The organism is Pseudoxanthomonas sp. LARHCG66 (assembly GCF_052871755.1).
On record NZ_JBIXJW010000001.1, the window covers coordinates 159,108 to 171,758 of the forward strand.

The 12,651-nt window shown below is 66.9% G+C and carries 8 protein-coding genes and 1 pseudogene; 8 read left to right on the plus strand and 1 reads right to left on the minus strand.

Annotation, left to right across the window (positions count from 1 at the left end; translation table 11 throughout):
* Positions 1-13: 13 nt before the first annotated feature.
* On the minus strand, positions 14-1,450 hold the full coding sequence (locus ACIPRS_RS00685; RefSeq protein WP_446537172.1) for a class II fumarate hydratase: 1,437 nt from the start codon (positions 1,448-1,450) through the stop codon (positions 14-16).
* 141 nt (positions 1,451-1,591) lie between these two features.
* On the opposite strand from ACIPRS_RS00685, the gene purB reads away from it, so the two are divergent.
* The 8 genes and pseudogenes from purB to lpdA all read left to right on the plus strand — a co-directional run bounded on the left by purB (position 1,592) and on the right by lpdA (position 12,451).
* The gene (purB, locus tag ACIPRS_RS00690; protein WP_446537173.1) at positions 1,592-2,959 is read left to right on the plus strand and encodes an adenylosuccinate lyase; all 1,368 of its coding nucleotides are present in this window, start codon (positions 1,592-1,594) and stop codon (positions 2,957-2,959) included.
* A 26-nt stretch (positions 2,960-2,985) separates the two neighbouring features.
* Positions 2,986-3,384, plus strand: coding sequence for a VOC family protein (locus ACIPRS_RS00695; RefSeq protein ID WP_446537174.1), 399 nt, complete (start codon positions 2,986-2,988; stop codon positions 3,382-3,384).
* A complete protein-coding gene (gene bla / locus ACIPRS_RS00700) occupies positions 3,381-4,277 on the plus strand; it encodes a subclass B3 metallo-beta-lactamase (protein WP_446537175.1) in 897 nt (298 codons plus the stop codon). Before ACIPRS_RS00695 ends, bla begins: the two co-directional genes overlap by 4 nt.
* Before the next feature lie 102 nt (positions 4,278-4,379).
* A pseudogene (locus tag ACIPRS_RS00705) lies at positions 4,380-5,627 on the plus strand (ribosomal protein uL16 3-hydroxylase); the annotation flags it as partial.
* A complete protein-coding gene (locus ACIPRS_RS00710) occupies positions 5,627-6,538 on the plus strand; it encodes a GNAT family N-acetyltransferase (RefSeq protein ID WP_446537176.1) in 912 nt (303 codons plus the stop codon). The pseudogene ACIPRS_RS00705 and the gene ACIPRS_RS00710, both read left to right, overlap by 1 nt.
* A gap of 186 nt (positions 6,539-6,724) precedes the next feature.
* A complete protein-coding gene (locus ACIPRS_RS00715) occupies positions 6,725-9,553 on the plus strand; it encodes a 2-oxoglutarate dehydrogenase E1 component (protein WP_446537977.1) in 2,829 nt (942 codons plus the stop codon).
* A 43-nt stretch (positions 9,554-9,596) separates the two neighbouring features.
* Entirely contained in the window at positions 9,597-10,826 is a 1,230-nt protein-coding gene (sucB, locus tag ACIPRS_RS00720; protein ID WP_446537177.1) for a dihydrolipoyllysine-residue succinyltransferase, read from the plus strand.
* A 188-nt stretch (positions 10,827-11,014) separates the two neighbouring features.
* Entirely contained in the window at positions 11,015-12,451 is a 1,437-nt protein-coding gene (gene lpdA, locus ACIPRS_RS00725) for a dihydrolipoyl dehydrogenase (RefSeq protein WP_337729889.1), read from the plus strand.
* Positions 12,452-12,651: the final 200 nt, after the last annotated feature.

Here is a 12,651-nt window from a genome sequence, read left to right on the forward strand (position 1 = left end):
CGCGGCGACACCTTCAACCGCCCCCGCCACCCGGCTTGCCATGGATGCCCCCCTTGGCCAGCACGGCCGGGTCCAGCAGCGGCCTGAGCGTCTTTTCCGGCAACCCGGTGACTTCGCGCGCCACATCCAGCACCGGCCGGTTCTGCTTGTAGGCCTGCTTGGCGATGGCGGCGCCCTTCTCGTAGCCGATCACCGGGTTCAATGCCGTCACCAGGATCGGATTGCGGTCCAGCGCTTCCTGCACACGGTCGCCACGCACCTTGAGGCCGGCGATGCAGTCATCCGCCAGCAGCCGCGTCACGTTCGACAGCAGTTGGATGCCGTCCAGCAGGTTGTTCGCGATCAGCGGCAGGGTGACGTTCAACTGGAAGTTGCCGGTCTGGCCGGCCACCGTCACGGCGGTGTGGTAGCCCATCACCTGCGCGCACACCATCACCGTGGCCTCCGGGATCACCGGATTCACCTTGCCCGGCATGATGGAACTGCCCGGTTGCAGCGCCGGCAGTTCCACTTCGCCCAGGCCCGCCAACGGCCCTGAGTTCATCCAGCGCAGGTCGTTGGCGATCTTGGTCAGCGCGACGGCCAGCACGCTGAGCTGGCCGGACAGTTCGACCGCGTCGTCCTGCGCCGCCAACCCCTCGAACTTGTTCTGCGCACTTTCGAAGCGCGTACCGGTCCGCGTGGACAACACCTTTGCCACGCGTGTGCCGAAGCGCGGATCGGCGTTGATGCCGGTCCCGATCGCCGTGCCGCCCAGCGGCAGCCGGCGCACGCGCGTGAGCGTGTCCTCGATGCGCGCCTGGGCCGAGGACAGCTGCGCCGACCACGCGGAGAACTCCTGGCCGAAGGTCAGCGGCATCGCATCCATCAGGTGCGTGCGGCCGGTCTTGACCACTTTCGCCAGCGCCTTGCCACGCGCATCGATGGTCTTGCGCAGGTGCCTGATGGCCGGCAGCAGGTCCTCCATCACCGCCAGTTGCGCCGCGACGCGCAAGGCGGTCGGGATGACATCGTTGGAGCTCTGCCCCAGATTGACGTGGTCGTTCGGATGTACCGCCGCCTTGCCCGCACGCGTCGCCAGCGTGGCGATCACCTCGTTGGCGTTCATGTTCGACGAGGTGCCCGATCCGGTCTGGTAGACATCGATCGGGAAATGCGCGTCGTGCGCTCCGGAGGCAACCTCCTGCGCGGCCGCCTGCACGGCCTTGGCGATACCCTTGGGCAGCAGGCCGAGGGCGGCGTTGACGTCGGCGGCGGCCGCCTTCACCAGCCCGAGCGCACGGATGAACCCGCGCGGCATCGGCCGCCCGGAAATCGGGAAGTTCTGCACGGCCCGCTGGGTCTGCGCACCCCATAGCGCGTCCACGGGCACCTGCAGTTCGCCCATGCTGTCGTGCTCGATACGGGTGCGTGCGGCGCGGGGCTTGCCTGCGGTCTTCTTCTGGGTCATCACCGTCTCCTGGAGGGATTCACGGCTTGCGCGACGGCAAGGAAGCCGGCGGCTGGCGGGGGCCACAGGATACGCCAGGCCGGATCGCCGCCTTCCCGGGGTAAAATGGAACGCTCCCTTTCAGCTCCCTCCCCCGCGCCCATGTCGGATTCGTCCCTGCTCGCCCTGTCCCCCCTCGATGGCCGCTACGCCGGCAAGGTCGATGCGCTGCGTCCGATCTTCTCGGAATACGGCCTGATACGCGCCCGCGTGAAGGTGGAGGTCGAGTGGCTGCTGGCGCTGGCCGCCGAACCGGGCATCGTGGAGCTGCCCGCCTTCTCCGCGGCGGCGACTGCGAAGCTGCGCGCGCTGGCCGACGGCTTCAGCGTTGCCGACGCCGCACGCGTGAAGGAAATCGAGCGCACCACGAACCACGACGTCAAGGCGGTGGAGTACTTCATCAAGGAACAGCTGAAGGACGATGCCGGACTGGCGCCGGCGCTGGAATTCGTCCACTTCGCCTGCACGAGCGAGGACATCAACAACCTGTCCTACGGCCTGATGCTGGAACAGGCGCGCCGCGAAGTGCTGCTCCCCGCACTGGACGGCGTCGCCGCGACGCTGCGCACGCTGGCCCATGCGCAGGCCGCACAACCGATGCTGTCCCGCACGCACGGCCAGACGGCATCGCCCACCACGCTGGGCAAGGAGATCGCCAATGTGGTGGCGCGCCTGGAGCGCCAGCGCGCGCAGATCGCCGCAGTCGAGCTGACCGGCAAGATCAATGGCGCGGTGGGCAACTACAACGCCCACGTGGCCAGTTACCCCGACGTGGACTGGCCCGCCTTCGCGCAGCGCTTCGTCGAAGGCCTGGGCCTGGTGTTCAACCCCTACACGACCCAGATCGAGCCGCATGACAACGTGGCCGAAATCGGCGACGCCGCGCGCCGCGCCAATACCATCCTGATCGACCTGGCCCGCGACATCTGGGGCTACATCTCGCTGGGCTATTTCAAGCAGCGCCTGAAGGAAGGCGAAGTCGGTTCGTCGACGATGCCGCACAAGGTCAATCCGATCGACTTCGAGAATGCGGAAGGCAACTTCGGCATCGCCAACGCGCTGTTCGAGCATTTCAGCGCCAAGCTGCCGATCAGCCGCTGGCAGCGCGACCTGACCGACTCCACCGTGTTGCGCGCATTGGGTACGGCCTTCGGTCACACGCAGGTGGCGCTGGATTCGCTGGCCAACGGCCTGGGCAAGCTGGAAGTGAACCCGCAGCGCCTGGACGCCGACCTCGACGCCGCCTGGGAAGTGCTGGCCGAAGCCGTGCAGACGGTGATGCGTCGCCACGGCCTGCCGAACCCGTACGAACAGCTCAAGGCGCTGACCCGCGGCCAGGGCATCACGGCCGATTCGATGCGTGCGTTCATCGAAACGCTGGACCTGCCTGAAGATGCCAAGCAGCGCCTGCACAAGATGACACCCGGCAGCTACACCGGCCTGGCGGAACGACTGGCGCGCGGCATCTGACCGGGGCCGAGCCGGACGGGACGACGATGCACCTGCTGATCAACATCGACGTACCCGATCTGGCCGCAGCGGAAGCGCTCTACACGCACGCATTCGGCCTGGCCGCCGCGCGCCGTTTCGGCGATGGTGGCGTGGAACTGCTGGGTGCGCAGGCGCCCATCTACCTGCTGCAGAACGCCGCGGGTTCCGGCGCGACGACGGACACGCAGCGCGACTACACCCGCCACTGGACGCCCGTGCACCTGGACGTGGTGGTGGAATCCCTTGAACCTGCCCTCGACCGCGCCCTGCAGGCGGGTCTGGTACAGGAAACCTCCATCCGCGAGACGAACTGGGGCCGCATCGTCCGCCTGGCCGACCCTTGGGGCCATGGCTGGTGCCTGCTGCAGTTCGTCAATCGCGGCTACGACGAGATAGCCACATGATGCTTCGCGCCACGCTGCTCTGCGGTTTGCTTGCCCTCGCCCTTCCGACCGCCGCGCTCGCCTCCGACACGCCTGCCGCCAAGGCCTGCACCGATGACGAGGGCTGGAACGACCCTGCCACGCCGCTGCGGGTCTACGGCAACACGTGGTACGTCGGCACCTGCGGCATCAGCGCACTGCTGGTGACCTCCGACGAAGGCCACATCCTGGTCGACGCCGCCACGCCGCAGGCCGGCGCGCAGATCCTTGCCAACATCCGTACGCTCGGCTTCAAGCCGGAGGATGTGCGCGCCATCGTGTTCTCGCATGAGCACTACGACCATGCCGGCAGCCTGGCGGAGTTGCAGCGTGCCACCGGCGCGCCCGTGTATGCGCGCGCACCCGCCGTGGACACGTTGAAACGCGGCATGCCGGACCGCCGCGACCCGCAGCTGGAGGTGGCGGAACCCATCACTCCGGTCGGGCATGTCATCACGCTCGCCGATGACGGCGTGGTGCGCGTCGGCCCGCTGGCCCTGCAAGCGGTCGCGTCGCCCGGGCATACACCCGGCGGCACCAGTTGGACCTGGCGCTCCTGTGAAGGCGACGCCTGCCACCCGATGGTCTACGCCGACAGCCTGACCGCGATCTCCGACGATGTGTATCGCTACAGCGACGACGCCGCGCATCCAGGCTACGTCGCGGCCTTCCGCGACACGCTGGCACGCATCGCTGCGCTCGATTGCGGCATTCTCGTCACGCCCCACCCGTCCGCGAGCCGCCTGTGGACGCGGATCGGCCCCCGTGCGGACAGTCCGCTAGTGGACGCCGCCGCCTGCCGCGCGTATGCGCAGTCCGCCACCGTGCGCCTGGACAAACGGCTCGCCGATGAAGCCGCCACGCCATCGCCCTGACGAGTGCGCTGCCTTGATCGGCATCAATGCCCGGCGCCTCGTCCTTCGCGACGCTGGCCACCCTCTCCCATGCCCGGTTTGCCGCCGCGCGAATCCGAACCCATGAAAAAGAAAAAGTCCTCGCGGTCCTCCTCCCTTCCCTTCGAGATCGATGCGACCCGCGATTTCCCGCTCGGCATGCCTGCCGAACGCTTCCTGCGCGACTACTGGCACAAGCGGCCACTGCTGATCCGCAATGCGTTCCCGGATTTCGAGACCCCGGTGCAGCCTGAAGACCTCGCCGGGCTGGCCTGCGAGGAAGGCGTCCTGGCCCGGCTGATCAGCCTGGACCGCGACACCGGCACGTGGAATGTACGCACCGGCCCCTTCCAGGAAGAGGATTTCCCCGGCCTGCCGCACCACGACTGGACCCTGCTGGTGCAGGACGTGGACAAGTGGGATCCCGACGTACGCGCGCTGCTGGAGAAGTTCCGCTTCCTCCCGCGCTGGCGCGTGGACGACATCATGATCAGCTTCGCCGCCACCGGCGGTTCGGTCGGCGCGCACGTGGACCACTACGACGTGTTCCTGCTGCAGGCACAGGGCGAACGACGCTGGATGATCGATGCGAGCGTGGCGATGGGAAATGCCGCCCCCAGCCTGGCATTCCAGGACGATGTGGCGATCAAGCTGCTCCGCGACTTCAATGCCACGCACGAATGGGTGTTGTCGCCAGGCGACATGCTCTACCTGCCGCCGCTGGTGCCCCACCACGGCGTGGCGGAAAGCGCCTGCCTGACGTTCTCGGTGGGCATGCGCGCGCCCTCGTCGGCGGAACTGATCGGCGACTACCTGGACACGCTCATCGCCGATGCCGACGAGGCCGTGCGTTATCACGACGAAGACCTGACGGCTCCGCAGGACCCCAACGAAATCGACGCCCGTGCGATGGAGCGCGTGGTGGAGGCGCTGAATGCCCTGCGCATGAACGACCCCGACCTCGTGGGGGACTGGTTCGGCCGCTTCATCACCACGTATCGCGCGTCCGGCGATGTCATGCCCGCGCCGGAGACGCCGTCCCGCATCGAAATGGAATGGGACCTGCAACAGGGAGCACGCCTGTTGCGTCATCCTTTCTCGCGTTTCGCATGGCGCCGCCGCCGCCAGAGCGCCAGCCTGTTCTGCAATGGCCTGGACTATGCCCTGCCGGTGAAGGACGCCCAGCAGTTGGCGGCGCTGGAAGGACTGGATAGCACCACGTACGGCGCGCTCAGCGATGCCGGCCGCGACGCGGTGATGGCGCTCGCCGCGCAGGGCCACTATCAGCTGGCGTTCGACGACGACGATCCCGACCCGCAGGACGAAGACGCATGAAGACTGCGCAGGACTATCACGTCGAAGCCGTCGATTACGCTACCACCTCCGCGCCGCTGCACGAGGTGCGGGATGCCGTATTCGTGCAGGAACAGCAGGTCCCCCGCGATCTGGAACGCGATGCGCTGGACCCGCTCAGCCATCACGTGCTCGCCCGCGACGGCGCCGGTCATGCCATCGGGACTGCGCGCCTGACGCCCGACCACCGGATCGGTCGCATGGCGGTGCTCCCGGCCTGGCGTGGCCGCGGTGTCGGCGCGGCCATGCTGGGCGCGCTGCTGGAGGAAGCGCGCCGTCGCCACTGGCCCGACGTGTCACTGCACGCACAGGTCGATGCCGAAGGCTTCTATGCCCGCCTGGGTTTCCTGCCCGAAGGCGAGCGCTTCTTCGAAGCCGGCATCGAGCACCAGGGCATGCGCCGCACATTGTCCGGACCCGCCACCATCGCCCATCGCGCCGAAGCGGTCGCCATCACCACGGCCATCGTGGCCCAGGCCCGGCGGACGCTGGTGATCTGCAGCCGCGCGCTGGACCCGGGCCTGTGGGATGCTCCCTCCGTAGTGGATGCAGTCCGCCATTTCGCCACCCGCCAGACAGGCGCACAGATCCAGGTGCTGCTGCAGGATGCCGGCACGCCCCAGCGCATGCTGGCTCCCCTGATCGGGCTCGGGCAGCGCCTGCCCAGCGTGTTCGCCTTCCGCGAAGTGCAGGACCCGGTCGACCTGTCTTATACGGCCGCCTTCGTCGCCAACGATGATCACGGCTACTACCACCGGCCGCTGGGCCATCGCTTCGACGGCGAAGCCGACCTGACGCATGCCGGCCGTGCCCGCCAGCTGAGCGACGAGTTCACCCGGATGTGGGAGCGTGCGCGTCCCGTGACGGAATACCGTGCGCTGGGCATCTGATCAGGCACCGCCGTCGCCACGCCCGGCCGCATCGCCTGCCCGCAACCTGCGCCTTTAGTCCAATCCGGTTACGCCCCCCTCCCGGCATGGGGGTATAATTTCCGGGTTTTCGTCCATGCGCGTGAGACACAGCGCGATATGGGCCGCAAGCGCCCCCTCGACTACCCACAGCACGCCATCGCCATCGTGGACAATCTCCTGAAGCAGTTCGCGCAATCCTCGCAGCTCAACGGGGGCAACGCCTCCTACGTCGAAGACCTGTACGAGCAATACCTCGTCGCCCCGGACAGCGTGGGCCCCAAGTGGAAGGCCTACTTCGACGGATTCAAGGGCCACGAGGCGGGTGATGTCCCGCATTCGGTGGTGATCCAGCAGATCACCGACGCCGCCCGCCAGGCCGCCAACAACGGCCATGTCGTGGCCGCCGGCGGCGACGAGCGCGAGCGCAACGTGGGTCGCCTGATCACCGCCTATCGTTCGCGCGGGCACCTGGGGGCGCAGCTCGACCCGTTGGGCCTGACCCCGCCGGTCAATCCGCCGGACCTGGACCTGGCCTTCCACAACCTGTCCGAGCGCGATCTCGACAGCGAGTTCAGCACCGGCAATGTCGGCGGCAACACGCGCATGAAGCTGCGTGACCTGCTGGCTCGGCTGAAGGCGGCCTACACCGGCCCCATCGGCGTCGAGTTCATGCATATCCCGGAAGTCGACCAGCGCCAGTGGCTGTACCAGCGCCTGGAAACCGCCGGTGGCCAGTTCGGCCTGTCCGCGGAGGCCAAGCGCCGCACGCTGGAGCGCCTGACGGCGGCCGAGGGCCTGGAACGCTACCTGCATACCAAATACGTGGGCCAGAAGCGCTTCTCGCTGGAAGGTGGCGACGCGCTGATCCCGCTGCTCGACACCATGATCCGCAGCGCGGGCGAAGGTGGGGTCAAGGACATCGTGGTCGGCATGGCCCACCGCGGCCGTCTCAACGTGCTGGTCAACACCCTGGGCAAGAGTCCGCGCAAGCTGTTCGACGAGTTCGAAGGCAAGTTCGAACACGACAACAGCCTGGCCCACGCCGGTGACGTGAAGTACCACATGGGCTTCTCCGCCGACATCGCCACGCCCGGCGGCCCGGTCCACCTGGCGCTTGCCTTCAACCCGTCGCACCTGGAAATCGTCGACCCGGTCGTGGCCGGCAGCGTGCGTTCGCGCCAGGAGCGCCGCACCGACACCGCGCGCCAGACCGTGCTGCCGATCATCATGCATGGCGACGCCGCGTTCGCGGGCCAGGGCGTGGTGATGGAGCTGTTCCAGATGTCGCAGGCGCGCGGCTTCGCCGTCGGCGGCACGCTGCATGTCGTGATCAACAACCAGATCGGCTTCACCACCAGCAACAAGGAAGACGCCCGTTCCACCATGTACTGCACGGATGTCGCCAAGATGGTCGGCGCCCCCGTGTTCCATGTGAACGGTGATGATCCGGAAGCGGTGGTCTTCGTGGCGCAGATGGCGTACGACTTCCGCCAGCAGTTCAAGAAGGACGTGGTGATCGATCTGGTGTGCTACCGCCGCCACGGCCACAACGAGGCGGACGAACCCGCTGCGACGCAGCCGGTGATGTACCAGACCATCCGCAAGCACGCGACCACCCGCGAGATGTATGCCGCCAAGCTGGAAAGTGCGGGCATCATCCCCACCGAGGGCGGCAAGGCGCTGGTGGACGAGTACCGCAACAAGCTGGATTCGGGCGAGTACACCACCGAGTTGGCCAAGCAGAAGGGCGACGAGCTGGCGATCGACTGGTCGCGCTACCTGTCCGGCAAGCTCAGCGATCCGGTCGACACCAAGGTCAAGCGCACGTCGCTGGATTCGCTGGCGAAGATCATCACCACGATCCCGGCCGGCGTGGTGCTGCATCCGCGCGTGGCGAAGATCTACGAAGACCGCGTGAAGATGGCCGCCGGCCAACAGCCGGCCGACTGGGGCTTTGCCGAGAATCTGGCCTACGCCACGTTGCTGGCCGAAGGCCACGGGCTGCGCCTGGTCGGCCAGGATGCGGGGCGCGGCACGTTCTTCCACCGCCACGCGATCCTGCACGACCAGAAGACCGACAGTTACTACCTTCCGCTGCGCCAGTTGGTGGAGCAGCCGGAACAGGCGACCGTCATCGACTCGCTGCTCAGCGAGGAAGCGGTGATGGCGTTCGAGTACGGCTTCTCGACCACGGATCCCAACACGCTGTGCATCTGGGAAGCGCAGTTCGGCGACTTCGCCAATGGTGCGCAGGTGGTGATCGACCAGTTCATCGCCGCTGGCGAAGCCAAGTGGGGCCGCATCAGCGGGCTGACCCTGCTGCTGCCGCATGGTTACGAAGGCCAGGGCCCGGAGCACAGCTCCGCCCGCCTGGAGCGCTTCCTGCAGCTGTGCGCGCTGGAGAACATGCTGGTCTGCGTGCCGACCACGCCCGCCCAGTGCTACCACATGCTGCGCCGCCAGATGCGCATGACCACCCGCAAGCCGCTGGTGGTGATGACGCCGAAGTCGCTGCTGCGCCACAAGCTGGCCGTGTCCACCCTGGACGAACTGGCCAATGGCGAATTCCAGCACCTGATCCCCGACGCCGGCGCCGATGCCAAGAAGGTCAAGCGCGTCGTCGCGTGCTCGGGCAAGGTCTACTACGACCTGGTGGAAGACCAGCAGAAGCGCGGTCAGGACGACGTCGCCCTCCTGCGCATCGAGCAGCTCTACCCGTTCCCGCGCGAGCAGCTGGCTGCCGAACTCAAGCGCTACGGCAAGGCCACCGAAGTGGTCTGGTGCCAGGAAGAACCGCAGAACCAGGGTGCGTGGTACCAGATCAAGCATCACCTGCAGGCATGCCTGGCGGACAAGCAGTCGCTGCACTATGCCGGCCGCCCGCGCTCACCCTCGCCTGCCGCCGGCCATTTCGCCGAGCATGTCGAGGAACAGCTGAAGCTGGTCGCCGATGCGCTGGTCAACAAGCTCGGCAACGACAACGTTGCCGAATAAACCCCAAAATTCCTAGAACAACACCACCAGGACGTCCCATCCCATGGCCACTGAAGTCAAAGTTCCGGTTCTGCCCGAGTCCGTCTCCGATGCCACCATCGCCGCCTGGCACAAGAAGGTGGGCGACGCGGTCAAGCGCGACGAGAACCTGATGGACCTGGAAACCGACAAGGTCGTGCTGGAAGTGCCCTCGCCCGTCGATGGCGTGCTGAAGGAAATCAAGTTCAAGGAAGGCGACACGGTGACCAGCCAGCAGTTGCTGGCCATCATCGAAGAAGGTGCCGTGGCCGCCGCCGCGCCCGCTGCCGCCGAAGAGAAGAAGCCTGCCGCCGGTGCGCAGGAAGTGCAGCCGAAGGCCGAAGCCGCCAAGGCCGACGCGGCCGCGCCGTCCAGCACCAAGCCGTCTCCGGCTGCCGCCAGCACCGACGGCCTGCCGCCGGGCGCCCGCTTCACCGCCGTCACCCAGGGCATCGACCCGGCCAACGTCGAAGGCACCGGCCGCAAGGGCGCCGTGACCAAGGAAGACCTCATCAACTACGCCAGCGGCAAGACCGCCGGCGTCAGTGGTGGCGCGCGTCCGGAAGAACGCGTGCCGATGACCCGCATCCGTACGCGCATCGCCGAGCGCCTGATGCAGTCCAAGAACTCCATCGCCATGCTCACCTCGTTCAACGAGGTCAACCTGGCCAAGGTCATGGAGATGCGCAAGGAACTGCAGGACGACTTCGTGAAGGCCAATGGCATCAAGCTGGGCTTCATGAGCTTCTTCGCCAAGGCGGCCGCCAACGCGCTGCAGCGCCACCCGGTGGTCAACGCCTCGGTCGACGGCAACGACATCATCTACCACGGCTATGCCGACATCTCGATCGCCGTCTCCACCGAGAAGGGCCTGGTCACGCCGGTGCTGCGCAATGTCGAGCGCATGGGCTTCGGCGACATCGAGAAGGGCATCGCCGAGTACGCCAAGAAGGCGCGCGACGGCAAGCTGGGCCTGGAAGACCTGCAGGGTGGCACCTTCACCATCACCAACGGCGGCACCTTCGGTTCGCTGATGTCCACGCCCATCGTCAACCCGCCGCAGAGCGCCATCCTGGGCATGCACGCCATCAAGGATCGCGCGATCGTCGAGAACGGCCAGGTCATCGCCGCGCCGATGATGTACATCGCGCTGAGCTACGACCACCGCATCATCGACGGCAAGGACGCGGTGCTGTTCCTGGTGGACATCAAGAACCAGCTGGAAAACCCGCACCGCATGCTGCTGGGCATGTAATCCGCTTGTGAGCCCCTCTCCCTGCGGGAGAGGGGTTGGGGAGAGGGGCAACGGAGTCACACCCTCTGGCCTCGCGATAGAACGCGGCAGCCCCACCTCTGATTTGGAGTCTCCCACTCCATCGCCCCTCATCCGCCCTTCGGGCACCTTCTCCCGAGGGGAGAAGGGAAAAGGCAAAGGACACTGAAATGGCTGAACAATTCGACGTCGTCGTCATCGGTGCCGGCCCGGCCGGCTACCACGCCGCCATCCGCGCCGCGCAGCTGGGCATGAAGGTCGCGTGCATCGACGCCGCGCTGGGCAAGGACGGCAAGCCCGCGTTGGGCGGCACCTGCCTGCGCGTGGGCTGCGTGCCTTCCAAGGCGCTGCTGGATTCCTCGCGCCAGTTCTGGAACATGGGCCACCTGTTCGGCGACCACGGCATCAGCTTCAAGGACGCGAAGATCGACGTCGAAGCGATGGTTGGCCGCAAGGACAAGATCGTGAAGCAGTTCACCGGCGGCATCGCGATGCTGTTCAAGGCGAACAAGATCACCCCGTACTACGGCTTCGGCCAGCTGCAGCCGGGCAACGTGGTCAAGGTGAAGCAGCACGACGGCAGCGAAGTCGAGCTGAAGGGCACCAACGTCATCATCGCCGCCGGTTCGGATTCCATCGAACTGCCGTTCGCCAAGTTCGACAACGAGACCATCGTCGACAACGTCGGCGCGCTGGACTTCACCGAAGTGCCGAAGCGCCTGGCCGTGATCGGCGCCGGCGTGATCGGCCTGGAACTGGGCAGCGTGTGGAAGCGCCTGGGCGCCGAGGTCGTGATCCTTGAAGCCCTGCCCGACTTCCTGGCCGCCGCCGACGCGGAAGTCGCCAGGACCGCCGCCAAGGAATTCAAGAAGCAGGGCCTGGACATCCGCCTGGGTGCCAAGGTCAGCAAGACCGAAGTCACCGGCAAGGGCAAGAAGAAGGAAGTCGTGGTCACCTACGCCGATGCCGAAGGCGAGAAGACCCTGACGGTCGACAAGCTGCTGGTCGCGGTCGGCCGCAAGGCCGCCAGCAAGGGCCTGCTGGCCGACGGTACCGGCGTGAAGCTCAACGAGCGCGGCCAGATCGAAGTGGACGACCACTGCCACACCGGCGTGGATGGCGTGTGGGCCGTCGGCGACTGCGTGCGTGGCCCGATGCTGGCGCACAAGGGCTTCGAGGAAGGCATCGCGGTGGCCGAACTGATCGCCGGCCTGCCCGGCCACGTCAACCTCGACACCGTGCCGTGGGTCATCTACACCGAGCCGGAAATCGCGTGGGTCGGCAAGACCGAGAAGCAGCTCAAGGACGAAGGCATTCCGTACAAGGCGGGCAGCTTCCCGTTCGCGGCGATCGCACGCGCCGTTGCCATGGGCGAACCGGCCGGCTTCGTGAAAGTGCTCGCGCATGCCGAGACCGACCGCATCCTCGGCCTGCACCTGGTCGGCGTGGGCGTGTCGGAACTGGTGCACGAAGGCGTCATCACGATGGAGTTCAACGGCTCCGCCGACGACCTGGCCCGCATCTGCCACGCACACCCCACCCTGTCCGAAGCGATCCACGATGCGGCCATGGCGGTGGACAAGCGCGCAATCCACAAGGCCAACTGATCCTGATGCTCCGCACCAACGGCCCGGTCTTCCGGGCCGTTCTGCTTCCGGGATTCCACCGCCGACGGAAAACCATGTTCTCCTTGCTGCTCCTGATTCCCCTGACGACATCGGCCACCCCCATGACATCTCCCGACGGGCACGATGATCCGCACGCAAGATGCGCGCTGGTGAACGTGGGCATGAACCTTCGAGAAGCG